We start from the raw sequence: 22,282 nt of genomic DNA, 5'->3' as shown, positions 1-22,282 counted from the left end.
GCGGCACCTCCGCGAGGCGGAGCGCCGCCGTCTTCCCACGGTGCACGGACGGCGGGGCCCGTACTCCGCCGTGCCCCGCGCGTCCCGAACCGGGGGCGTCCGGGACACGGTCACCTGGGCCCTGCCGCTGTCGACGCCGTCAGCTCTGCCGCAGCATCCGGTCCGCGCTCAGTGCCTCCCGGCAGGCGCGCAGCAGCCGTTCGTCCTCCAGGACGTCATGGCTGCCGTATCCGCCGGTTCGTGCCCGGTGCCGACGCGGAGCGGCCACCTCCGTGCGCAGCAGCTCGTGGACCGGCCGGCCGGCCGGACCCATCCCGGCGAGGCACTCGGCGATCGTGCCGCGTGTGTAGAGGTTCTCCTCCCAGGCGGCACGCAACACGGGCAGGACGGGATCCGGATCGCCCGTGACACGCCACAGGGCGCACGCGGCCGCCGTACGCTGCCACACCTCGTCGGACCTCGTCATGACGCTCAGCTCCGGCACCAGCGACCGAGCCTGAGCGCCCATGCGTCCCAGCGTCCCGGCGGCCGCCCGTCGGCGATGCGGACGTCCGGACCCCAACTCCCGGGCCAGCACGGGAAGAACGGCTTCGGGATCCCCCTCGGCCGACCACAGCGCGGCGGCTGCCGTCACCGCGCACTCTCCGTCCAGCAGTCCGCGCAGCACGGGGATCGCCTCGGGTGCCGCCAGGGCGTCCAGGACACGTACTGCCGATTCCGTGAGCGCCTCGCGCCGCGGCAGGTCGCCGGGCACTTCGTGCAGCAGACGGAGTACCTCCGGCAGTGCGGCCCGATCGCGCAGCAGCGCGAGCGCGTGCAGGGTCGTCCCGGCATGGCCGCACACGTCGGGGGAGTCCAGCGGGACGCGCCTCAGACGGGCGCGCAGGGGACCGGCGAGTCCGGCGGCCTCGGGTCCCAGATGTGCCACCACGTACCCCAGGTCGTGCGGAACGGTCTCCTGCCCGAGCACCGCGGCCAGGGCCGGTACCGCGCGAGGATCCCCGGTGCGTGCCAGCGCCTTCAGCGGACCGCCGAGGGTGGGTGCTCCGTGCTCCCAGCGCCGCACCCAGCACTCGGGGTCGGCGGTCACCAGCGCGGCGAGCCGGTCGGCGGCCGGCGCCGCCAGTTCGAAGAGGTCCTCCAGGACGGAGACCGCCGCCTCCCGCAACCGCGCGTCGTCGGCCGCGAGCTGGTCGCCGATCAGCGCCACCGGTTCCTCGTACGTGCCACGCCACTCGCGGAACAGCCCGGCCGACATCCACACCGCATTGCACCGGTCGGCCCCGTCCGGACTCGTCAACTGGCCGCTCAGCAGGGCGATCCGCTCGACGGTGCGGCCGCCGAGCGCGGCGTGCAGCGTGCGCAGCAGCCGGGAGCCCTCCTCGTCCGCCGGCCGCAGCCGCCGCAGCCGGCCGACGAGCGTGTCCGTCTCCGGGCGGTCGTCCGTCCGGGGGGCGCGTGCCACTCGGGATCTCTCCCGCAGCAGTGCGACGACCGTCGGCACCAGGTCCTTCGGCAGCCGTTCGGGAGCGCGGCCGGCAAGTTGGCCCAGTGCGGCCAGTCGCAGTCCCGGGTCGGTCAGTGTCCCGTACAGCTCGTGCAGGAGATCCACGGCGGGCAGCGGCGACGCGGGGTGAAGCCGTGCGAAGCACCCGAGAGCCTCGATCAGCGCCGTCTTCACGCTGTCGTCCGCCTCCCGCTCGACGCGCCTGTGCAGCACGGTGAACACCCGTGCCGGGCCGTCGGCGAACCGCACCACCGCGTGTGCCGCAGCCCGCCGCACCTCGGGATCGGCGTCCTCGGTCAGGCCGAGGAAGACCTCGGCGCCCGCTCGCACCGCCGCGCGGGCCATCGCGTGGTTGTCCGGCCGGTCCGCGTCCGGGTCGTCGGGGAAGTCCTCGTCCTCGAGGTCCGTCCCGCCGATGCTCGCCAGCAGTTCCACGACGCTCCCGCGATCGGGCAGTCCGGCCTGGCCTATGACGTCGAACAGAAAGGGGATGCACGCGAGTGTCGAGTCGTACACATCCCCCTGGTGGTGCACGGCGCCGTACATGCCGTCGAGCGCTCTCTCCCGCTCGTCCGGAAGTTCCGAGAGCAGTCCCCGCAGCAGCATGGGCACGTCCTCGGCACTTCCGTAGGCATGTTCCATGGAGGCCCAGTCGACCTCGTCGATTCCGATGAACACGGCGCTCCTCCCCGTAAGTCAGCAGCCGGTCGTGAGTGTGTATCACCCCACTGACAGTCACGCCCGGAATCCGCCGAAGCGAGCCGAGTCCTGCCCCTGTTCGGACACGTGTTGCGACAATCGTGCCGGGAACGGAGCGACGGGTGCCCGCAGCTGCACGGACGCTCACGAGCGGCGCGGGTGCCGCCTCGCCGCTCGGGTTCGATCTGTTCGGTCCGCGGCGTCCCGCCGATCACGTCAGGCGCTCATCCGCTCGGACGTCGCGTCGCGGACAGATGGCGGTGGTGTCCGCCGCAACCGACGTCGGGTCGGGACGGCCGGAAACCGTCACCGTGCGAGCCCAGGGAACGGCGTGTTCGGCTCCCGGAACGCAACGGCGGCTCGGTCCAAACGGCAGACCCTAGGGCCGGTCGGCGACTTCGCCGTGTCCCGCCCCGCCACGCGCCTCGGGGGCGCCCGAACCCGCCCTCGCCGGCCGGTGGTTGAAGAGCAGGTTCAACGCGATCGCCGTCAGGGAGCCCGCGCTGATCCCGCTGTTCATCACCGTCCGGAACCAGTCGGGGAAGCGCTCGTACACCGTCGGAACACCGACCGGCAGCATGCCGACCGCGAGCGAGACCGCCACCACGGTCACGTTGTGACCGGCCTTCAGGTCCACCTCCGCGAGCGTACGCAGCCCACTGGCGGCGACCGTTCCGAACATGACCAGACCCGCACCGCCCAGCACCGGTGCCGGAATCGCCGCGACCACCGCGCCGAGCTTGGGCAGCAACCCAAGCACCACGAGCATGCCGCCAGACGTCGCGACCACCCATCGGCTGCGCACCCGGGTCATACCGATCAGACCGACGTTCTGGGCGTAGGCCGTGTACGGGAAGGTGTTGAACACGCCGCCGAGAACGGTGGAGAGCCCGTCGGCCCGTAGGCCGTCCGCGAGCGACCGGGGCCCGGTCCTCCGCCCGGTCAGCTCTCCGACCGCGATCAGATCGCCGGTCGTCTCCGTTATCGTCACCAGTGCCACCACGAGCATCGACACGATCGCCGAGGCACGGAAGACCGGCGTGCCGAAGTGGAAGGGGGTGCTGATCCCGACCCAGTCGGCGTCGCGGACACCGCCGAAGTCGGTGAACCCCAACGGCACCGCGACCGCGAGCCCCACCGCGATGCCGATCAGCACCGCGATCCGGCTCAGGAACGCCGGCGCGAACCGCTGCACCCCGAGCACCACGACCAGGACGAAGGCCGCCAGAGCCAGGTTCCCCGGTTCCCCGAAGTCCTTCGACCCCTGACCGCCGGCGACCCAGTTGCCCGCCACGGGCAACAGGGAGAGGCCGATGATCAGGATCACCGTCCCGGTGACGAGCGGCGGGAAGAAGTGCAGCAGCCCGCCGAAGACGGGCGCGAGCAGCATGATCGCGCACCCCGACACGATCACCGAGCCGTAGATCGCGGGCAGCCCACCACCCGTCGTCCCGATCAGCACCATCGGGGGAACGGCGGCGAAGGTGCAGCCCTGCACGATCGGCAGCCGTGCGCCGAAACGCCGGAAGCCGACGCACTGGATGAGCGTGGCCACTCCGCACACCAGCAGGTCGGCCGTGATCAGGTAGGCCAGGTCGGCGGCCGACAGCTTCATCGCGCCGCCCACGATCAGCGGAACCGCGACGGCACCGGCGTACATCGCGAGGACGTGCTGGAAGCCGAAGACGGCGAGTCGGCGCAGGGGCGGCACCTCGTCGACCGGGTGCACGGAGATGGTCACGGCCGGGACCGCGGGCCGCTCGAACCGGCCCTCGACGCCTCCGTGGCGGCCGCCGCGTATCGCCTCTTCAGCGCGCGTCTCCGCGCGCCGCGGCCAGCAGGGACCGCCAGTCCGGGAGCTTCACCACGGACCGGCCCAGCGACCCCCCGAGCTCCGCCTCGGCCCGCTCGATCGCCAGCCACCCCGTCCAGTCGACAGGGGCGAGCCCGTCCGCCTCCAGGGCCGGCAGCGCGTCCTCGGGGACCTCGCGCCGCATGAGACCGGGGGCGTCCTCGAGCAGCGACGTCACGGTCTCCTTCGCGCACGGCCGGTTCGTTCCGATGACGCCCGTCGGGCCCCGCTTGATCCAGCCGGCCACGTACTCGCCCGGGGAGACCTCGCCGTCACGCAGCACGCGCCCCGCCCGGTGCGGCACCGTGCCCGTCGCCGTCTCGAACGGGAGACCCTCCAGCGGCACTCCGCGGTAGCCGACCGAGCGCAGCACCAGCTGGGCCTCGATGTCCTCGTACCGCCCGCTGCCCGTGACGCCTCCCTGTCCGTCGGGCAGCGTCCGCTCGAAGCGCACGGCCCCCACCCGGCCGCCGTCGGCGAGCAGTTCGACCGGGCGCAGGAAGAAGCGCAGCCGGATCCGGCGCGGGGCACCCCGCGGCGGTGCGGCGGCCCACCCGCGCAGCACCTCGACATTGCGCCGCTGGGCCGCCGGCAGTCCGGTGGGGTCGGCGTAGGCCGGGTCGAGCGCAAGCTCGGCCTCGTCCACGACCACCTCGGTGTCGGGCAGGGAGCCGAGCTCGCGCAGTTCCTTGGTGGTGAACCGGGCCTGCGAGGGACCGCGCCGCCCCACCATGTGGACCTCGGCCACCTTGCTGTCGCCCAGCGCAGCCAGTGCCGCCTGCGGCATGTCGGTGGGGCTGAGCTCGGGCACCTGGCGGGACAGGATCCGGGTCACGTCGACCGCGACGTTTCCGACGCCGATCACCACCGCCGTGCGCGCGCCGAGCACGAATCCGTCGGTGAGGGAGTCGGGGTGCGCGCTGTACCAGGACACGAATTCGGTCGCCGACCAGCTGCCGGGCAGTTCCTCGCCGGGGATGCCGAGGTGCCGGTCGGTCGCGGCGCCGACGCAGTAGACCACCGCGTGGTAGTGCTCGCGCAGCCGGGCCGGCGATACCCCGCCCGTTCCGACCTGGACGCCGCCGAGGAATCTGACCCGTTCGTGCTCCATGACGGTGCGCAGGTTGTTCTGCAGCGACTTGATCTTCTCGTGGTCCGGTGCGACTCCGTAACGCACGAGGCCGTACGGGCACGGCAGCCGGTCCAGGACGTCGACGCGCACCTGCGGATCCTGCTGGACAAGGCTCTGGGCGGTGTAGACCCCGCTCGGCCCGGAGCCGACGACGGCGACATGCAGCACGGCGGAACTCCCTCGCTGAGGAGATCGCTGGTGGCTCCAGCATTGCACCGCGCGCGGCATGAAGGGAGGGGTGAACGGTGCGGCGCTGGGCCGACGGGGTGCGGTGCGCGCTCCTGCCGTGCGTGGCTTTCGCATCGTATGTGATGACGCGCATACGTTGCGTTGTGTGCTCGAAGTGTCCTTTCAGGAATTTTCCGATCACTTCCGGTCGGATGGGGCGGTATCCGTATGTCCCGCGTGGGAAGTGCGGGAGCACGGAGACGTCACGACGTGGTTCGCCGTGCGGCTCGACCTGCCCGACGGAGGGTGGATCGATGTGCTCGCCGTGGCGTCGGGTGGGTGTGTGGGGATCGAGGAGGTGCGGTCCCAGCCGCCGTTGACGTTCGACGACCTGGCGGCCGTCGTCGACTGGATCGAGGAACCGCTGCTCGAGGCCTGCGGGATGGCGCCGGAACGCGAGGACGAACCCGGCGGGACGTCCGCCTGCCGCGACCGGCCGGCCATGCCGCGCGGTGTCGAGGGCCTGCGCTTCGTGGCCGAGGAGTATCTGGCCGCTCGTCGGGAGGGCGTCGACCCGGTGTGCGCGGTGATGCGGGCGACCGGGCGCAGCCGGCGCAGATCGCTCAAGCTGATCGCGGGGGCCAGGGACGCCGGGTTCCTGCCGCCGCGTCATGTGCGCTGCTGACAGGTGCTTTTGCCGCAGTGTGCACAGGAACGTTCATGCCGGGCCGGGCTGATTGGGGAGTCCGGTCGCCTCCGGGTGCCGGCTCTCCGTCGCGAAGAACCTCGAGAGGCCGGTGTCGTGCCGCCCGTCCGGTCCCTCGGGAGGCGGTGGTGTGCCCATCCCCCAGTCGAGTCCGTACCGCTCGAACAGCTCGGCGCGCAGCACCGGCAGCGGCATCGGAGCGCCCGGTATCAGCGCCGCGTAGACCGCGCCCATCAGCAGTGCGCGCAGCATCGGATAGTCGGTCTCGGTGTTCGCCGAACCGTGGCGGGTGACGGTGTCCCGCAGCAGTTGCGCCAGCCGCTGCTGCTCGGGGCACTGCACGAACCCCTCGGCGTGCAGCATCCCCGCCATGTGCTGGCGCATCAGCACGGGGTGGTGCACGGTGAGGCCGAGGATCGCGTCGACCGCCCGCGCCATCCTCTCCCGGCCGTCGTCGGTGCGCGGCTCGCGCTCCAGCGCCTCCTCCAGGGTGCGGTGCATCACCCGGTGCACCGCCGACTGCAGGAGTTGCCGCTTGCCCGGAAAGTAGTAGGACACCAGACCCCGGGCGGAACCCGCGCGGTCGGCGATGTCGCCCAGCGTCGTCGCCTCGTAGCCTCGCTCGCCGACCAGTTCGATCGCGGCCTGCAGAAGCCGCTCGCGGGAACGTCTCCGCAATTCTTCATTGACCGAGGCGCTGCGCGGCGACATCCTGGACTCCTGCGTTGACTGGTTGTCAGCCAACTATACTCAGCGCATCCCGGACCCGTTTCCGTCGGAAGGGTCCGGGGCCGGCGTCTGCCCTGGGCCACACGGGGGATGGTCCAGGGCGGCGCCGAGGTCATCGTTTGCGTACGGCCTCGCGCCAGATCATCCGTGGCACGCTCGGCTTCACGTCCTTCGTGACGACGCCCATAGCCCCGCGTACGAAGCGCCGGTCGACCAACTCCCGCAGCATGGCCGCCGCAAGGTCGGCCCGGGCCGTGAACACACCGTCCGCGCTGTCCTGCGCGACCCTGTAGCGGGTCGGCTCCGGGTGGTCGAAGAGTCCGGACGGCCGGGCGACCGTCCAGTCCAGCGGGCTCTGCCGCAGCACGGCCTCCATGCGGCGCATGTCGTCGTGCGCGGTCCGGGCGAGCACCCGGTTCACATACGGGTCCAGCACATAGTTGAAGAAGAAGGCCCCGCTGGGCCGCCAGTCCGGGTCCAGGGCGCTGGAGGTGACCGCCACCAGACGCTTCACACCGTGGCGCCCCATCGCCTCGGTGATGGTCCGTGCCGATGCCGAGTAGAGGGTCACCGGTGCCCGTCCCGGCCGGACCCCCAGCGCGGACAGTACGGCGTCGGCGCCCTCCACCGCGGCGTCGACCGCGTCCGGGTCGGTGGCGTCGGCGTCGACGACGGTCAGGCCCGCGCGCGGGGCGGTCCGATGCGGCCGGCGGGTCACCGCGGTCACCTCGTTGCCGTCCGCCAGCGCCTGGGCGACCAGTTCACGCCCGGTGGGTCCGCCCGCTCCGAAAACGGCGATGTGCATGACGTGTCTCCTCGGGTCGATGGTCCGTTCGTCCCTTGACACTCGCGCTCGGGGGCCGGGATATTCAACGCTGATGAATAAAACACGCGGCCGTCCACCCGGCCGCCCCGCCACCAAGGCCCGCATCGCCGGCGCCGCAAGGGGCCTGTTCCTGGAGCGCGGCTACCAGCGCACGACGCTGCGCGCGGTCGCGGCAGAGGCCGATGTCGACGTGGCGCTCATCGGCTACCACTTCGGTTCGAAGCAGGGGCTGTTCGGCGAGTCGATGAATTTGCACTGCGGTCGGTCGAACGCGATCGTCAGCGCCCTGGGCGGCGATCCCGCGGGACTCGCCGATCGGCTTCTGGACGCCGTCACCTCGCTGTGGGAGGACCCGTCGGGTGCCGGGTTCGCCGCCATGGACGGCACGGCACTGAGGGACGAGGACGTGATGCGGGTGTTCCGCGAGTTCCTCGAGCGGGAGGTCCTCGGCCGGATCGCGGACCATCTCGGCGGCCGGGACGCCACGGACCGCGCCACGGCAGCGGTGGCGGTGATCGGCGGCCTGATCTTCACGCGCTATCTGAATCCGCTGGGTCCCGTGACCGCCCTGGAGGCGGCGGACGTCCGTCGGATCCTGGGACCGCCGCTGCGCGCCGCCCTGCACGGACGTCTCCGCGCGGCGAGGCCGTCCGCCCAGGTGTCGCAGAGCCACTGATCCGTCCCTAGAGTGGGCACGAGTCCCGAGGAGGCGTAACGCACATGGCTGATGAGCAGATCCTGGCCAGGATCACGGCGATGGTGGACGAGGAGCGCGGTCTGCGCGAGGCGGTGTCGTCCGGCCGGATCGACAGCGAGACGGAGCACGAACGACTCGCCGAGATCGAAAGCGCGTTGGACCAGTGCTGGGACCTGCTGCGCCAGCGCCGCGCGAAGTCCGAGTTCGGCGAGAACCCGGACGACGCCCGCGTCCGCCCGGCGTCGCAGGTCGAGGGCTACCAGGGCTGAGGAAGCGGGAGTCCCGCGTCAGCCGATCAGGCCGAGGACCGGACGGAGCCCGTCCGGTCGTTCGGCCACCGGACGGTGATCGACGAAGTGGACCGCGCAGCCCAGCTCCGCCGCGCCACCGTCCGCGTGGCGGCTGTCGCCGACCATGAGCGTGTCCTCGGGCGCCACGCCGAGCGCGTCGCAGGCCAGGGCGAACAGCCGGGTGTCGGGTTTCTGCACACCGTGCTCGTACGACAGCACGTATGCGTCGACGTAGTGGTCGACGCCGTGCTCCCGGAAGACCGGCCGCAGATCCCAGCCGATGTTGCTGACCACGCCGATGGCGACACCGCGCCCGCGCAGGGCGGCCAGCACCTCGGCCGTGTCGGGGTACGGCCGCCAGGCCGCGGGCGTCATATGGCGGTCGTACAGGGCGTCATGGAGGCCCGGGTCGGGCAGCGGCACCCGGAGGGAGAGGGCTGTGTAGGCGGCCCGGTGCTCCTCGGCGCTGCGGTCCCGTACCGCCCAGAGCGCGGCGAGGCCGGCCGGCAGGGGATCCTCGGGTGGGGCGCCTCCGGCCAGTGCGCCCGCGGCCTCCAGCCGCTCCGCCGCACGCACGACCTCGGTCTCGGGCAGTGCCGCACCGGCATCGGCCAGCACCGCACGCAGCCAGGACTCGGTCGACTCGATGCGGAAGAGGGTGCCGGAGAAGTCGAAGAGCACGCCTTTGATCGCCATGGGTGCGATCCTTTGCGACGCGGCCCTCGAGGTCAAGACGGCCCCGCCGGTGCCGCGGGCTCCTCCTCACCCCGGCCCCACCGCTCGTACGACGCCACCGCGAGCGCGACCATCAGGGCCCCGAGCAGCCAGCCGCCGACCACGTCCGACGGCCAGTGCACGCCCAGCCAGACCCTGCTCAGACCCACTCCGACGACGGAGACCACCGCCGCCGCCCACGCCATGAGTCGTGTCGCACCCCGCGCGCCGTACCGGTGCAGGAGCCACAGCAGCAGGCCGCACACCACGGTCGCCGTCATCGCATGACCGGACGGGAAGGCCGATTCGCGCGCGGTGTCCACCGGATCGGGCCACACGGGGCGTGCCCGGCCCACCAGTACCTTGAGGGCCTTCTGCACGAGCGCGGCCAGCACGCAGGTGGCTGCCACCCACAGGGCCGCCCGCGCGTCCCGGCGCCGCCACAGCAGCCAGAGGACCGTGGCCGCGGCCAGAATGCGCATGGTCGCCGGGTCCCAGACCCAGTCCGTCAGGATGCGGAACGCACGGGTGGTGCCGTGGTGGGCGACAGCCGAGCGGTGCAGGCTGCGCGAGATGCCGCCGTCCAGCGCCGTCAACGGGTTCCAGGAGAGCGCGACCAGCAACAGCAGTGTCAGCGACGCGACGGCCAGGGCCGCGGCGGCGAATACCGCGACCCGGGGGCTCGACCGGTGCGGCGGCGAGTCGACGTGCGCGAGGTGCATGAACCGATCCTCGCCGACATGAGGGGGACGGGGCCAACGCGCAACGGCTATCCCAGCGCCCGCAAACCCGGGACGAAGGCCACCAGCACCGGGATCACGGGCACGAGCGCGGCGGTCGCCGTCAGCCGCAGCCTGTGTGCGGGCGGCAGCCGGTCCGGAGGAGTGAGCAGACGGTGGACGCGCTGCGGCACATGGGCCTGCGGAGTCGGGCAGGGCCCGAACACGCCACGGTCCTCGTTGAGTTCCACCAGTGCCAGAGCGGTGGTGAGGCGGCCGTGTCGGCGGGACGCCATGTCGTCGGCGGCGAGTTCGACGAGCCGGTGCATCTCCTCGCGGAACGCGGCGAACACGGGCACCTGGGGAAACCCGTTGGCCAGTGCGGCGGATGAGTGCAGCAGCCAGTCGTGCCGGGCCCGCGCATGCCCCTGTTCATGGGCGAGCACGGCGTCCAGCTGCCTGCCCTTCAGCCGGCGCAACGCGGCCGTGGTGACGACCAGTCGGGGCGTGGCCCCGGACAGCCACCAGGCGTCGGGGCGCTCTCCCTCCAGGACCACCAGCCGGTCGGTGTCGGGTTCCTCGCCGGGCAACAGCGGGGCCCGGACGAGCAGTTCGGCGCGGCTCTGCCGGCGCCGGGCCCGCGCGCGGGCGACCTCCCGGACCAGCATCGCCGCGGTCCACGCCCCGCCACAGGCCAGGGCCACGGCCGTGGTCGCTGCCCATCCGCTCCCGGTGCCCAGCGCATAGGCCTCCACCACCGCGTGCGGCGCCGGGGCGAACACATGGCCCCGTACCGCCTCCCAGGCGGCCGCCGCGCTCAGCGTCATCGACAGCACGCAGCAGGCCAGCACGGCCGCCACCACGCACTGCCACATCCACAGGGCGACCACCGGTTCCCGGTCCGGCCAGTCCGCCCGGGCGAGCAGCCGCGGGGCGAGAACGGCGGTCAGGGCGCCGAGCAGCAGCAGTGCCGCGGGGACCATCATGGGCCGAAGCCTATGAGCCGGGTGTCGCGACGGGATACGTACTGCCACGGCAAAGTGACGCACGCCACGGTTTGCCGCAGGGCGGCAGGGGCGCCGGCGGCGGTACCCGCCACGGAGCACGACGGAGCCGTCCGGCACGGGCGCCTGCGCCCGCGCCGGGGATCAGAGCGTGAGGAGCATCGCCACCATGGCGAGGGCCATGGACAGCCGGCATACGCGCGCCAACTCCGGCCGGTCTCCCCAGCCGACGGTCCGCGGACCCGCGGCGACGGTCACGGTGGTGACCGGTACGAGCCGTACCCCGGACCACAGCACGTACCCCGCGAAATAGAGCAGGAGCACGCCGGTGAGCGGCGCGAGACCTCCGTGACCGCCGTGCATGTGGTGCCCGGGAGAGGCGGTCATCGCCGCGGCCATGTAGACCATCGCGAACGCACCCACCAGATGGTGCAGATGATGGGTGCTCCTGCGGGCCGTCCACAGCGCCCGCACGGCAGCGCCCGCGAAGACCACCAGATAGGCCGTCCAGGCCCAGCGGGGTGGCGCGAGGACCGCCGCGGGCACGGCCATCACGGCCATCCCGAAACCCATCAGCGCATCGCCGCCCGCGGCACGGCGCTGCTCCTCGACGGAGCTGCGCATGCGCAGCAGACAGTAGGCCCCGGTCGCCGCACACAGCGCGACGAGCAGCCAGCCGGGCGAAGCCGGTCCGTGCACGGCGCACCTCCTGCTCGACGTCTCGGACGGTCGCAGGGGGCATGCCCCTCACCGACGGTGCGCAAGCGAGCGCACAGGGGTACGTGGGGGAGCGCGCGAACGCCCCAGTGGGCCGGAGCCGCACCGGTCAGATGTTTCGCGAGTAAAACACCTGCTAAGCTTTATGGATGAGCAGCGAGATCCCCGGAACCACCTCCCGAGTGCGCCCCCTGCCTCTCGCCGGGATCCTGCGCCTCGGCAGACCCTCGGACATCTGGTTCAAGCCCGCACTGAGCGTGGTGGCCGCGGTCGCCCCGCCGAATCTCACGCTGCTCGCCGTCGGCCGGCTCGACCTGGCCGTCTACACGATGGCCGGATCCCTGTGCGCCCTCTACGCACACAACCGCCCCTACGCGGCCCGCGCCCGGGTGCTCGCGCTGGTCGTCCTCGGCATGGTCGGCGGCCTCGCCGTGGCCCTGACGGCCGCCTCGCTGACCGCGAACGCGGTGGTGCTGGTGACCGTGGGGGCGCTGCTCGCGGCCTTGCAGAAGGCGCTCTGCGACGCGACGCGCATCGGCCCGCCGGGCAATGTGATCTTCGCCTTCATCACCTCGGCGTCCCTGTTCGCCCCGCAGTCCCCCGGTCAGGTCCCCGCCCACGTCGCCCTCGCCGCCGCGGCGGGCGCCTGGTCCTGGATCGTGGGCATGGCCCCCGGGCTGCTGCGTCCGCACGGCCCCGAGCGCCGTGCCGTCGCCCAGGCACTGAACGCGGCCGCCGCCTTCGCCGAGAGCGGGGAGGCGACGGCACGGGCCGGTGCCGCGGCGGCGGTGCACAACGCGTGGCAGTCACTTCTGTCCACCGGTGCCCGCTCCGCGGCCCGGCGCCCTCTCGAACGACTCGTCGTGCGGGCGGAGGTCGCGATGGCGGCGCCCGACGACTCCGAGCCGGAGCGGCTGCGCGTGTGGGCCCGCGCCCTGAGGGGCACCGGCCCGCTGCCCCGGCCGGCCGAGCCGGGTGGGACGGCCGACCGGCTCCTCGGCGTCGAGGCCGAACTCGACCGCCCGCGGCGCCCGTGGCGCCAGGCGCTCGGACCGCTCGCTCCCCTTGCCCTGCGCACCGCGCTCGGCTGCGCCCTCGCCGGATACGTCTCGCTCGCGCTCGGCGTCGGCCGTCCGTACTGGGCGCTGGTCACCGCCGCCTCGATCTATCAGGCCAACGTCACACTCACCTGGCGCCGCGGCGTCCAGCGGATCGTCGGCAACCTCGCCGGTGTGCTGGTCTTCGCGGCCGTCGCCCCGGTCGCCCACGCCGGTCGGTTCGCCCTCGTGGTCTGCTGTCTCGTCCTCAACTTCGGAGCCGAGGCGCTGATCGGGCGCAACTACTGGCTCGGCAGCGTCTGTGTCACCCCGATGGCCCTGTTGATCAGCGAGTTCGCCCGATACCAGGAGCCCGGCGGCCTCATGGCGGACCGCGTCCTGGACACCCTCATCGGGGCGCTGGTCGGTTTCGTCGCCGCGATCGCAGTCACCAACAGGCGGGCCGGTGACCGTATCGAACACGCCCTCGCTGCCGTGGAACGGGCCCGTGGCGTCGCGTCCGGTGTGATGGCCGCGGAGCACCCGGAACCGCGCGCCCTGGAATCCGCGCGCCGGGAACTGGCCGCCGCCGTGACGGACCTGCGCGCCGCGGCCGACGCCGCTGCGGGCGAATGGTGGCAGCGCGCACTGCCGGAGGAACGGGTGCTGCGGGCGGAGCGCGCCGGACACCGTACGCTCGCAGCGACGGTACGACGCCAGGGACTGCACATCTCGGAAGGCTCACGGGTATGACGGCGGCGAACGGACGGGCGGCCTCCGGGAACCGTGCGGTCGGACGGAGGGACACGGACGAGGGCGCGGACGACCGCGGCGGCACCGGGAGGGACGTGCGGGCCGTGGGCAGCGGCGCGGCCGGGCAGGGGGACGACATCGTCGCGGCCGTGGTGCGTCAGTGGCACCTCGTCCGCCCCGACATCGACACCGGGCCGATGGAGATCATCGGCCGTATCAACCGCTGCGCCGCCCTGCTGCAGCAGGCGGAGGACGCGCCGCTGCGCCGTGCCGGGCTCACCCGGCCGGAGTTCGACGTCCTCGGCACACTGCGGCGCACGGGGCACGAACTGACACCCGGTGAACTCGCCCGCGAGACCTTCTCCTCCGGGGCCGCCGTCACCAAGCGCCTGAAGCAGCTGACCGAGCGCGGTCTGGTCGAGCGCCGTGGCGACGACAGGGACCGCCGGGTCGCCCACGTGCGTCTCACGGACGCCGGCCGCGACCTCGTGGACGAGGTCCTGCCAGAGCAACTCTCGTACGAGAGAACCGTTCTGTCCGGTCTCGACGACGGGGGACAGCGCACACTGGCGGCGCTGCTCGGGGAACTGCTGGTCCAGTTGGAGGGCCGGCTCGGCGCGTCGCGGAGCTGACCGCCCGGGCGACCGCGGCCCACCGGTGTGCCCGGCGCTCAGTTTTCGCTGTTCCGCCGTGTGGATGCGGGCGTTCGCGCCCTGGGGGTCCTCGAGGACCGCGATGCGCGGTCCGTCCGGGAGCGACGCCGGTTCGGGCGGGCGGCCGGCGCCCGTCCAGGTGTGTCGGAAGAGACGCGGACGGGGCAGCACCGCCTGCCCGGTCGATTCCCGGTCCGCGGTCGTGCCGGCGGCGGCCGGTGCCCGCGCCCCGCCGGCCGGCGTCAGATCCCAGGGCGGTACCGCAAGGGGTGATCGGCCGGGACCTCCACGAGCACGATCTCCGTGCCGTCCGGGTCCTCGATCCACATCTCGACCAGGCCCCACGGCTCCTTGACGGGCGGCCGTACGATACCGACCCCGGCGTCCGCCAGCTCCCGGTGCGCGGCCGCCACGTCCGGCACCTGCAACCAGAGTTTCAGCGCCGGGGAGGGCGGGATCTCGCTGCGCCCCGCCACCTCCAGAAAGCCTCCGCCGAGGAAGTAGACGACCCCGCGCTCCGGGCCCGTGCCGAACTCCCGGTACACCGTGAGCCCGAGTTTCTCGCCGTAGAAGGCGCGGGAGCGGTCCGGATCGGTCGGGCGCAGGAGCGTGCGGCTGCTCAGAACGTGGACCATGCGACGGGAGCCTAGTGGGAGGGCTACCCTCGTCGATGCCCGCGCCGCGCCACCGATTCGGAGAGACAGCCATGGACAGCGCCGCCCTCGCCACCACCGGCCTGACCTTTCGCGACGCCACCGACGCGGACGTCGACACGCTGGTCGCGCTGATCGAGTCGGCCTACCGCGGTGACTCGAGCCGGGCCGGCTGGACCACCGAGGCGGACATCCTGGAAGGGCAGCGCACCGACCCCGAGGGTGTGCTCGAGGTCGTCAAATCGCCCGACAGCCGCTTGCTCACCGTGGAGCGCGACGGCGCGGTCGTCGCCTGCTGCCAGCTCGAACACCGTGGCGACAGCGCCTACTTCGGCATGTTCGCGGTCAGCCCCGCGCTCCAGGGCGCGGGCCTGGGCAAGGTGATTATCGCCGAGGCCGAGCGGGCGGCGCGCTCGGACTGGGGCGTCACGCAGATGCAGATGACGGTGATCTCCGTCCGCGAGGACCTCATCGCCTGGTACGAGCGCCGCGGCTACCGCCGTACGGGACAGATGAGCCCCTTCCCGTACGGCGACGAGCGCTTCGGTGTTCCGCAGCGCGACGACCTGCAGTTCGAGCTGCTGGTCAAGCCGCTGGTCTGACTCCGGGAGCGGGGCCGGGCCGGGTGACGCTCACGCGGTGAACCGGCCGGTCCGCTTGATCTCCGGGTAGTCGGTCGTGGCGCCGTCCAGTTCGAGGGCGCGGACCAGACGCAGGTGGTCCAGCGTGTTCACGACCCAGGCGATGATCTTCAGGTCGGCCTTGCGGGCGTGCTCGACGACCTCGAGGGTCAGTCGTCGGATGTTGAGGCAGACCGTGGCGGCGCCGGCCTCGACGGCGCGCTCCACGACGTCGGTCCCGTACCGGCTGGCGATCAACGCCGTGCGCACGCCGGGCACGAGCCGGGCGATCTCGGCGATGGCCTCGTCGTGGAACGACGACACCTCGACCCGGCCGACGAGGTCCCGGCGGTGCATCACCTCGGCCAGGGCGCGGGCGGCCGCGACGTCCTTGATCTCCGCCTGGAGCGGTGTTCCGACGGCGTCGAGGACCTCCTCGAAGACCGGGACGCGCTCCCCGCGACCGGCGTCGAGTGCGCGCAGTTCCGCGAGTGTCTTCTCGGTGATCGCACCCGAGCCGTCGGTTGTTCGGTCCACTTCGGCGTCGTGCATGACCACGAGAGCGCCGTCCTTGCTCAGATGCAGATCGAGTTCGATCAGGTCCAGGCCCGCGCGCTCGGCGGCGAGAAAGGACCTGAGGGTGTTCTCGGGCTCGACACCCATGACTCCGCGGTGACCGATGGTGAGGAAGTTCAAGGTTCAACTCGCTTCCGTCGACGGCGGCTCGGTTGCCACACGGCGTTCCCGTGACCGGCGTGGCACGGCGGCAGCCTAGTGGCCCGGGTCCGAGGTGAACCCGCTCGTACGCGGGCCAATGGGTGCCGAGCACGGCGTGAATCCTGAGCGAACCGGCGACCATGTGTCACCCCTGGGTGGGCGCGTCACGCCCGTGTTGACGCCCGCGCCGCCGACCGCGTGTGGCCGGTTGTCGCCCCCGCTTCCGTACCGCTCCGCGACGGCCGTCGGACCTGGCCGGTGTGACGGGGTGTGTCGCCGCCATGGCGGGGTCGGCCCGGGCCGCGCTCGTCCGGGCCTTGCAGGGCATGGCGAACTCGTCGTCATCGGCATGGCCGACAGGAAAAAGCGCGGTGAAGGCGGGGGGAGGGCAGGATAATTTCCCGATCGTCTACTTGCTGGGAGAAAGCTTGTACGCATACGGTGTCCTTACGCGAGGTTCTCCCGTGGAGGTCGGGTCATGACGGAAATTCTTGTGCAGGTGGGTCCGGAGGGGCAGGTCGCTCCGGTGAGCAGGGTGGTGGATCACCCGGCTTGGCCCGTGCTCAAGGGTGCCGTGGAACAGATTCGGCCATGGCAGTCCAAGGACGGCTCGATCGACTTCGATGCGGACGGCGCGCCGACCGTCACGGAGGCCGAGCGTGTCGTGGGCCGGGTGGCCGACGCCGTCGCGGAGCTCTCCCCGCTGCTGCCGCACGACTCCGCGTACCACGAGGCGCTCGTGACGGACCTGCTCCGGTGGACCGAAGAGGGCTTCCCGGTGCCCGACTTCCTGGACTCGCTGCTGGCCTTCCAGCCCGCCGCGGACCGCCGGGACGGCCTGCAGCACCTGGTCGTCTTCCCGATGTACACGCAGAACGGCAACCCCGACCGCAATCTCGAGGCGGTCGTACTGCGCATGGTCTGGCCCGAGTGGCTCGCCGATCTGGAGGCCACCCGGTACGACAACCCGCTGTTCTGCGGCATCACCTTCGAGGACTTCACGGCGGGCTACGACACCAACTCGGCCGTCCTCTTCCCCGAGACCATCGCCGTGCGCGAGGCGCCCGAGCGCTTCTCCTGGGGCGGCATCTTCTGCGACCGCGAGGCCGCCCGCTTCCGCCGGGTCACCGCGGCCGCCGTGGACCTCCTCGGTCTCGAGCTGCCGGAGGACATCGCGGCGATGGTGCACGACCAGGACCGCTGCCAGCAGGCGTTCGTGCTCTGGGACATGGTGCACGACCGCACCCACAGCCACGGTGACCTGCCGTTCGACCCGTTCATGATCAAGCAGCGCCAGCCGTTCTGGATGTACGGCCTCGAGGAACTGCGCTGCGACCTCACGGCCTTCAAGGAGGCGGTGAAGCTGGAGGGCGACGGCTTCCCGCAGGGCCGCGACGTGCAGTACGCGGTGCTCTTCGACCGTATGTTCCGCTTCCCGGTCACCGGCGAGCGTGTGCGCAACTACGACGGCCTCGGCGGCCAGCTGCTCTTCGCCTACCTGCACAAGCACGACGTCGTCCGCTGGACCGACAACAGGCTGTCCATAGACTGGCAGCGCGCCCCGCAGGTCACCAACCAGCTGTGCACCGAGATCGAGACGCTGTACCGCGAGGGCATCGACCGTCCCAAGCTGGTCCACTGGTTCAAGGCGTACGAACTCGTCTCCACCTACCTAGCCCCGCACCCCGGTTCCCGCTGGGCCAAGGGCCCGGATGCCCTCGACCTCACCCTGCCGCCGCGTAAGCTCGTGGACGACGTGCTTCCGGACGAGTTTCCGCTGAGCATGTTCTATGAGGCGCTCCAGAAGAAGCTGAAGAACGTGATCGCCTCCACCAAGGGCATCACCGCGGACGCCGCCGAGCAGGCAGCCGCGTGAGCGCTCGCGCAGTGCGTACGGGTGATGCAGCGGACGCTGCTCGGGAGGCGAGGATCATGCGGAACGGCAACGGTGCACTGAGCGGCGCGGTGATCGCGGTGGCGGGCGCGGGTGGACCCGCCGGCCGGGCGGCGCTGCAGCGGCTGGCCGAGGCGGGCGCGACCGTGGTGGGTTCGGACAACGACCCCGAGCGCCTCGCGGAAGCGGTGGATGCGGCCCGCTACGCGCACGGCGGCGCCACCGTCATCGGGGACACGGTCGACCTGCTCGATCTGAAGTCCACCCGTGACTGGGCCTCCCACATCGAAAAGGACTTCGGGCACGTCGACGGGCTCGTGCACCTCGTCGGAGGCTGGCGCGGCAGCGAGACCTTCACCAAGACCAGCCTCGACGACTGGGACTTCCTGGACCTGCTGCTCATCCGCACCGTGCAGCACACGTCCCTCGCCTTCTTCGACGCCCTCCAGCGCAGCGACCGGGGCCGATACGTCCTGATCAGCGCCGCGGGTGCGACCAAGCCCACCGCGGGCAACGCCTCGTACGCCGCGGCCAAGGCCGCCGCCGAGGCCTGGACGCTCGCCATGGCCGACGCCTTCCGCAAGACGGGGGGTGCCGAGGGACCGACATCGGCGGCTGGGATCCTTGTGGTGAAGGCGCTGGTGCACGACGCGATGCGCGCCGACCGCCCCAACGCGAAGTTCGCGGGCTTCACGGACGTCGAGGACCTGGCCGAGGCCATCGCCGAAGTCTGGGAGAAGCCCGCCGCCGAAGTGAACGGAAACCGTCTGTGGCTCACCGAGACGCCGTGAACCCTCCCAAGACCGACGCGCGTCGCCACCACGACCCGGAGGTCCGCGGTTTCGCGAGCGACAACTACGCCGGGGCGCACCCGGAGGTGCTCGCCGCCCTGTCCGTGGCCAACGGCGGGCACCAGGTCGCGTACGGGGAGGACGACTACACGGAGAACCTCCAGGGGATCGTCCGCAGTCACTTCGGTGCGACGGCAGAGGCCTTCCCGGTCTTCAACGGCACCGGTGCGAACGTCGTCGCCCTCCAGGCGGTCACCGACCGCTGGGGTGCGGTGATCTGCGCCGAGAGCGCGCACATCAACGTCGACGAGGGCGGTGCCCCCGAGCGCATGGGCGGCCTCAAGCTGCTCACCGTGCCCACCCCGGACGGCAAGCTCACCCCCGAGCTGATCGACCGGCAGGCCTACGGCTGGGAGGACGAGCACCGCGCGATGCCGCAGGCCGTCTCGATCACCCAGAGCACCGAGCTGGGCACCCTCTACACCCCGGGCGAGATCCGCGCGATCTGTGAGCACGCCCATGCGCACGGGATGAAGGTGCACCTGGACGGCTCCCGGATAGCCAACGCGGCCGCCTCCCTGAACGTACCGATGCGGACGTTCACCAACGCAGTCGGCGTCGACATCCTCTCCCTCGGCGGGACGAAGAACGGCGCGCTGTTCGGCGAGGCGGTCGTCGTCATCAACCAGGACGCCGTGAGCCACATGAAACACCTGCGCAAGCTGTCCATGCAGCTCGCGTCCAAGATGCGCTTCGTGTCCGTGCAGCTGGAGGCCCTGCTCGCGAGGGACCTGTGGCTGCGCAACGCCCGCCATGCCAACGAGATGGCGCAGCGTCTGGCGGAGGGCGTGCGCGCGGTCCACGGCGTCGAGATCCTCTACCCGGTGCAGGCCAACGCCGTGTTCGCCCGTCTGCCGCACGACGTCAGTGAGCGTCTGCAGAAGCGCTTCCGGTTCTACTTCTGGGACGAGGCCGCGGGTGACGTCCGCTGGATGTGCGCCTTCGACACGCGGGAGGACGACGTGGACCGGTTCGTCGCCGCCCTCAAGGAGGAGATGGCGCGCTAGCGGTGCGAGGTCTCTCCCGGCCGACCTGACCCGATCGACAGACCCCGGCCGCCCGCTTCTCATGCATAAATGTGCGGCCTACCGAAAATCGATCGACTGAGGGTCGGCCGCATTCCTATGCTTTGCCGGCATGGAACTGATCCAGCAGACCCCGGACCTTTCCGCCTACCTGGGCGCTGACGAGGCGATCGACCACCATCATCCGGTGGTGCGCGAGACGGCCGCGCGACTCGCCGAGCGAGCAGCGGATTCGTATGCCTATGCGCGCGCGGCGTATGAATTCGTGCGCGACACCATTCCGCACTCCGCCGACAGCGGTGATCCGCGTGTCACCTGGCGCGCCTCCGACGTCATCGAGCAGCGCACCGGCATCTGCCATGCCAAGGCCCATGCCCTGGCCGCACTGCTGCGCGCCGAGGACATCCCGACGGCTCTGTGCTACCAGCGGCTCCTGCACCACGACGGCGGCCATGTCGTGCACGGTCTGGTCGCCGTGCGGTTCGACGGCGCCTGGCACCGGCAGGACCCGCGCGGGAACAAGCCGGGCGTCGACGCCCGCTTCTCCCTCCATGGGGAGCGCCTGGCCTGGGTCCCCGACAAGAAGTCCAATGAAGCGGACTATCCAGTCCTGTATGCTGTACCTCACCCGGTTGTACTCAGCGCTCTCGAGGCGGCCCGAGACCGGCCGGCCCTCTGGAAGACGCTCCCCACCGCACTCTGAGGCAAGGCGATGACCACCACCCTGACCGTGTCCGACACGGTGCGCGCCCTCGCGCCCGGCTTCACCCATGTGGCCGTCGAGGCATACGACCTGGTGAACGGGCCCAGCACCGAAGGCACTTCGGCCCTGCTCGACGACTCCGCCCGCCGCCTCGCCGCCCGGCTGGAGGGACGCGCCCCGCACGAGGACCCGCACATGGTGGCCTGGCGGGAGGTGTACACGGCCTTCGGGGCCAAGCCGTCGCGCACCCGCAACTCGGCCGAGGCGCTGGCGAAGCGGGCGCTGTCGGACGCCGGGCTGCCCCGGATCAATGTGCTCGTCGACATCTACAACGCGATCAGCGTCGCCCATCTGATCCCGGTCGGAGGCGAGGACCTGGACCTGATCCAGGGCGCCATGCACCTTGTGCGGGCCTCGGGCGAGGAGGACTTCGTGACCGTCGCGGGCGGCGAGGAGACCGTCGAGCACCCCGACGCCGGAGAGGTGGTCTGGTGCGACGGGGCCGGTGTGACCTGCCGCCGGTGGAACTGGCGCCAGGGGCCGCGCACCCGGCTCACCGAGGCTTCGACCTCGGCGCTCTTCCTGCTGGAGAGCCTGGCTCCGATGCCGGTGGCCGATGTCGAGAAGGCCGGCGAGGAACTCGCCGAACTGCTGGAGAAGTTCAGTCCCGGGGCGCGGATCACCGTCCACGCCCCGGCCTGACGTTGGTCAGTGCGCCTCGACGGCGCGCAGCTGTTCCGGGGTCGGCGCCGTCCCGCCGAGGTGGGCGGGCATCCACCAGGTGTCGTCCGGCGTCCTGGGTCGCACGGGGTAGGCGCGCTGCGCGGCCTCCAGCAACTCCTGTACCCGCTCGCGCAGCTGGCGGGTGAGCGCCCCGGCGTACGTGTCGCGCGAGGCCTCGACCGCCTCGCCGACCCGGATCGTGATCGGGGTGTGGCTGCGACGGAAGTTTCGCGGGTGTCCCTTGGTCCACAGTCGCTGCGTACCCCACAGAGCCATCGGGATCAGCGGGACGCCGGCCTCCTGGGCCAGGCGCACGGCGCCCGACTTGAAGCTCTTCAGGGTGAAGGACTGCGAGATCGTGGCCTCCGGGAACACCCCGATGACCTCGCCCGACTTCAGCGAGTCCAGTGCGTGGGCGTACGCCGCCTCACCCTGCTTGCGGTCCACCGGGATGTGCTTCATGGCGCGCATCAACGGGCCGGAGAGCTTGTGCCGGAAGACGGACTCCTTGGCCATGAAGCGCACAAGGCGCTTCTGCTGGAGCGCCGCCAGGCCGTTGAAGATGAAGTCCAGATAGCTGATGTGGTTGCTCACGAGCACCGCCCCGCCCGAGCGCGGGATGTTCTCCGCCCCCTTGCAGTCGATCTTCAGGTCCCATGCCTTGAAGGTCGTGAGGGCCAGACCGATGACGGGACGATAGACGAGCTCAGCCATGGACGGGACGGACCCTTCTCTCTGTCTGGGAAGGGACTCCCAGCCGAAGTTACGCAGCCGTAGGTTTACGGCTTGTCGCAGATCGTGCCGGAAGAACGGACGCGGGGCCAGTCCTGGTGCCTGCGGGCGGCGAGATCCTCGTCACGTCACCCGTGTGCGCCACCACGGCTGCCGGCTCC

The 22,282-nt window shown here is 71.7% G+C and carries 23 protein-coding genes; 11 read left to right on the top strand and 12 right to left on the bottom strand.

The window, feature by feature from the left end:
- Positions 1-139: 139 nt before the first annotated feature.
- From RCR19_RS04815 to RCR19_RS04805, 3 genes are all read right to left on the bottom strand, one after another.
- Entirely contained in the window at positions 140-2,185 is a 2,046-nt protein-coding gene (locus RCR19_RS04815) for a HEAT repeat domain-containing protein (protein ID WP_331263936.1), read from the bottom strand.
- Positions 2,186-2,585: 400 nt separating this feature from the next.
- Entirely contained in the window at positions 2,586-3,947 is a 1,362-nt protein-coding gene (locus RCR19_RS04810) for a nucleobase:cation symporter-2 family protein (RefSeq protein WP_331263935.1), read from the bottom strand.
- Positions 3,948-4,014: 67 nt separating this feature from the next.
- Positions 4,015-5,358, bottom strand: a complete 1,344-nt coding sequence (locus RCR19_RS04805; protein WP_331263934.1) for an FAD-dependent oxidoreductase — start codon at positions 5,356-5,358, stop codon at positions 4,015-4,017.
- A gap of 166 nt (positions 5,359-5,524) precedes the next feature.
- Here RCR19_RS04805 and RCR19_RS04800 point away from each other — a divergent pair, with 166 nt between their 5' ends.
- A complete protein-coding gene (locus tag RCR19_RS04800) occupies positions 5,525-6,043 on the top strand; it encodes a DUF6214 family protein (RefSeq protein ID WP_331263933.1) in 519 nt (172 codons plus the stop codon).
- 33 nt (positions 6,044-6,076) lie between these two features.
- Here the strand turns inward: RCR19_RS04800 and RCR19_RS04795 are convergent, their stop codons facing one another.
- Together RCR19_RS04795 and RCR19_RS04790 are read right to left on the bottom strand one after the other, a co-directional pair.
- Complete coding sequence (locus tag RCR19_RS04795; RefSeq protein ID WP_331263932.1) at positions 6,077-6,775, bottom strand: helix-turn-helix domain-containing protein; 699 nt, start codon at positions 6,773-6,775, stop codon at positions 6,077-6,079.
- A 130-nt stretch (positions 6,776-6,905) separates the two neighbouring features.
- Positions 6,906-7,598, bottom strand: a complete 693-nt coding sequence (locus RCR19_RS04790; protein ID WP_331263931.1) for an SDR family oxidoreductase — start codon at positions 7,596-7,598, stop codon at positions 6,906-6,908.
- 73 nt (positions 7,599-7,671) lie between these two features.
- Here RCR19_RS04790 and RCR19_RS04785 point away from each other — a divergent pair, with 73 nt between their 5' ends.
- Positions 7,672-8,295: a TetR family transcriptional regulator gene (locus tag RCR19_RS04785; protein ID WP_331263930.1), complete on the top strand. Its 624-nt coding sequence runs from the start codon at positions 7,672-7,674 to the stop codon at positions 8,293-8,295.
- A 44-nt stretch (positions 8,296-8,339) separates the two neighbouring features.
- On the top strand, positions 8,340-8,585 hold the full coding sequence (locus RCR19_RS04780) for a DUF2630 family protein (protein ID WP_331263929.1): 246 nt from the start codon (positions 8,340-8,342) through the stop codon (positions 8,583-8,585).
- An 18-nt stretch (positions 8,586-8,603) separates the two neighbouring features.
- On the opposite strand, the gene RCR19_RS04775 is transcribed toward RCR19_RS04780, so the two are convergent.
- From RCR19_RS04775 to RCR19_RS04760, 4 genes are all read right to left on the bottom strand, one after another.
- Positions 8,604-9,302 (bottom strand): HAD-IA family hydrolase, encoded by a 699-nt coding sequence (locus RCR19_RS04775; RefSeq protein WP_331263928.1) that lies wholly within the window; start codon positions 9,300-9,302, stop codon positions 8,604-8,606.
- A 32-nt stretch (positions 9,303-9,334) separates the two neighbouring features.
- A complete protein-coding gene (locus tag RCR19_RS04770; RefSeq protein WP_331263927.1) occupies positions 9,335-10,042 on the bottom strand; it encodes a phosphatase PAP2 family protein in 708 nt (235 codons plus the stop codon).
- A 47-nt stretch (positions 10,043-10,089) separates the two neighbouring features.
- Positions 10,090-11,025 (bottom strand): M56 family metallopeptidase, encoded by a 936-nt coding sequence (locus RCR19_RS04765; RefSeq protein ID WP_331263926.1) that lies wholly within the window; start codon positions 11,023-11,025, stop codon positions 10,090-10,092.
- A 162-nt stretch (positions 11,026-11,187) separates the two neighbouring features.
- Positions 11,188-11,742, bottom strand: a complete 555-nt coding sequence (locus RCR19_RS04760; protein WP_331263925.1) for a DUF5134 domain-containing protein — start codon at positions 11,740-11,742, stop codon at positions 11,188-11,190.
- 167 nt (positions 11,743-11,909) lie between these two features.
- On the opposite strand from RCR19_RS04760, the gene RCR19_RS04755 reads away from it, so the two are divergent.
- Together RCR19_RS04755 and RCR19_RS04750 are read left to right on the top strand one after the other, a co-directional pair.
- Positions 11,910-13,550 (top strand): FUSC family protein, encoded by a 1,641-nt coding sequence (locus RCR19_RS04755; RefSeq protein WP_331263924.1) that lies wholly within the window; start codon positions 11,910-11,912, stop codon positions 13,548-13,550.
- Complete coding sequence (locus RCR19_RS04750; RefSeq protein WP_331263923.1) at positions 13,547-14,182, top strand: MarR family transcriptional regulator; 636 nt, start codon at positions 13,547-13,549, stop codon at positions 14,180-14,182. The genes RCR19_RS04755 and RCR19_RS04750 overlap by 4 nt, the downstream gene beginning before the upstream one ends.
- Positions 14,183-14,445: 263 nt before the next feature.
- On the opposite strand, the gene RCR19_RS04745 is transcribed toward RCR19_RS04750, so the two are convergent.
- Complete coding sequence (locus tag RCR19_RS04745) at positions 14,446-14,838, bottom strand: VOC family protein (protein ID WP_331263922.1); 393 nt, start codon at positions 14,836-14,838, stop codon at positions 14,446-14,448.
- 71 nt (positions 14,839-14,909) lie between these two features.
- Between RCR19_RS04745 and RCR19_RS04740 the strand changes: the two genes are divergently transcribed.
- The gene (locus tag RCR19_RS04740) at positions 14,910-15,458 is read left to right on the top strand and encodes an N-acetyltransferase (RefSeq protein ID WP_331263921.1); all 549 of its coding nucleotides are present in this window, start codon (positions 14,910-14,912) and stop codon (positions 15,456-15,458) included.
- A 30-nt stretch (positions 15,459-15,488) separates the two neighbouring features.
- On the opposite strand, the gene RCR19_RS04735 is transcribed toward RCR19_RS04740, so the two are convergent.
- Positions 15,489-16,172, bottom strand: coding sequence for a glycerophosphodiester phosphodiesterase family protein (locus RCR19_RS04735; protein ID WP_331263920.1), 684 nt, complete (start codon positions 16,170-16,172; stop codon positions 15,489-15,491).
- Positions 16,173-16,671: 499 nt separating this feature from the next.
- Between RCR19_RS04735 and RCR19_RS04730 the strand changes: the two genes are divergently transcribed.
- The 5 genes from RCR19_RS04730 (at position 16,672) to RCR19_RS04710 (ending at position 21,368) form a co-directional block, all read left to right on the top strand.
- Complete coding sequence (locus RCR19_RS04730; protein ID WP_331263919.1) at positions 16,672-18,069, top strand: DUF6421 family protein; 1,398 nt, start codon at positions 16,672-16,674, stop codon at positions 18,067-18,069.
- 56 nt (positions 18,070-18,125) lie between these two features.
- A complete protein-coding gene (locus RCR19_RS04725; RefSeq protein ID WP_331263918.1) occupies positions 18,126-18,878 on the top strand; it encodes an SDR family NAD(P)-dependent oxidoreductase in 753 nt (250 codons plus the stop codon).
- Positions 18,875-19,945, top strand: coding sequence for a low specificity L-threonine aldolase (locus RCR19_RS04720; protein WP_331263917.1), 1,071 nt, complete (start codon positions 18,875-18,877; stop codon positions 19,943-19,945). The genes RCR19_RS04725 and RCR19_RS04720 overlap by 4 nt, the downstream gene beginning before the upstream one ends.
- 130 nt (positions 19,946-20,075) lie before the next feature.
- On the top strand, positions 20,076-20,666 hold the full coding sequence (locus RCR19_RS04715; protein WP_331263916.1) for a transglutaminase family protein: 591 nt from the start codon (positions 20,076-20,078) through the stop codon (positions 20,664-20,666).
- Positions 20,667-20,675: 9 nt separating this feature from the next.
- Complete coding sequence (locus RCR19_RS04710; protein ID WP_331263915.1) at positions 20,676-21,368, top strand: phenylalanine--tRNA ligase beta subunit-related protein; 693 nt, start codon at positions 20,676-20,678, stop codon at positions 21,366-21,368.
- Between the two features lie 6 nt (positions 21,369-21,374).
- Here the strand turns inward: RCR19_RS04710 and RCR19_RS04705 are convergent, their stop codons facing one another.
- Entirely contained in the window at positions 21,375-22,103 is a 729-nt protein-coding gene (locus tag RCR19_RS04705) for a lysophospholipid acyltransferase family protein (protein WP_115976812.1), read from the bottom strand.
- Between the last annotated feature and the right edge of the window lie 179 nt (positions 22,104-22,282).

Source organism: Streptomyces sp. WAC07094 (assembly GCF_036320405.1).
GTDB lineage: Bacteria > Actinomycetota > Actinomycetes > Streptomycetales > Streptomycetaceae > Streptomyces > Streptomyces lannensis.
The sequence above is the reverse complement of the archived record's forward strand: the minus strand, read 5'-3'. Positions and strand labels throughout refer to the sequence as shown.

Coding starts and splice junctions, on each gene's coding strand:
- RCR19_RS04795 (WP_331263932.1), bottom strand. CDS start 6,775: ATGTCGCCGCGCAGCGCCTCGGTCAATGAAGAATTGCGGAGACGTTCC.
- RCR19_RS04785 (WP_331263930.1), top strand. CDS start 7,672: ATGAATAAAACACGCGGCCGTCCACCCGGCCGCCCCGCCACCAAGGCC.
- RCR19_RS04705 (WP_115976812.1), bottom strand. CDS start 22,103: ATGGCTGAGCTCGTCTATCGTCCCGTCATCGGTCTGGCCCTCACGACC.
- RCR19_RS04755 (WP_331263924.1), top strand. CDS start 11,910: ATGAGCAGCGAGATCCCCGGAACCACCTCCCGAGTGCGCCCCCTGCCT.
- RCR19_RS04770 (WP_331263927.1), bottom strand. CDS start 10,042: ATGCACCTCGCGCACGTCGACTCGCCGCCGCACCGGTCGAGCCCCCGG.
- RCR19_RS04710 (WP_331263915.1), top strand. CDS start 20,676: ATGACCACCACCCTGACCGTGTCCGACACGGTGCGCGCCCTCGCGCCC.
- RCR19_RS04725 (WP_331263918.1), top strand. CDS start 18,126: ATGCGGAACGGCAACGGTGCACTGAGCGGCGCGGTGATCGCGGTGGCG.
- RCR19_RS04715 (WP_331263916.1), top strand. CDS start 20,076: ATGGAACTGATCCAGCAGACCCCGGACCTTTCCGCCTACCTGGGCGCT.
- RCR19_RS04765 (WP_331263926.1), bottom strand. CDS start 11,025: ATGATGGTCCCCGCGGCACTGCTGCTGCTCGGCGCCCTGACCGCCGTT.
- RCR19_RS04775 (WP_331263928.1), bottom strand. CDS start 9,302: ATGGCGATCAAAGGCGTGCTCTTCGACTTCTCCGGCACCCTCTTCCGC.
- RCR19_RS04780 (WP_331263929.1), top strand. CDS start 8,340: ATGGCTGATGAGCAGATCCTGGCCAGGATCACGGCGATGGTGGACGAG.
- RCR19_RS04730 (WP_331263919.1), top strand. CDS start 16,672: ATGACGGAAATTCTTGTGCAGGTGGGTCCGGAGGGGCAGGTCGCTCCG.
- RCR19_RS04745 (WP_331263922.1), bottom strand. CDS start 14,838: ATGGTCCACGTTCTGAGCAGCCGCACGCTCCTGCGCCCGACCGATCCG.
- RCR19_RS04740 (WP_331263921.1), top strand. CDS start 14,910: ATGGACAGCGCCGCCCTCGCCACCACCGGCCTGACCTTTCGCGACGCC.
- RCR19_RS04750 (WP_331263923.1), top strand. CDS start 13,547: ATGACGGCGGCGAACGGACGGGCGGCCTCCGGGAACCGTGCGGTCGGA.
- RCR19_RS04790 (WP_331263931.1), bottom strand. CDS start 7,598: ATGCACATCGCCGTTTTCGGAGCGGGCGGACCCACCGGGCGTGAACTG.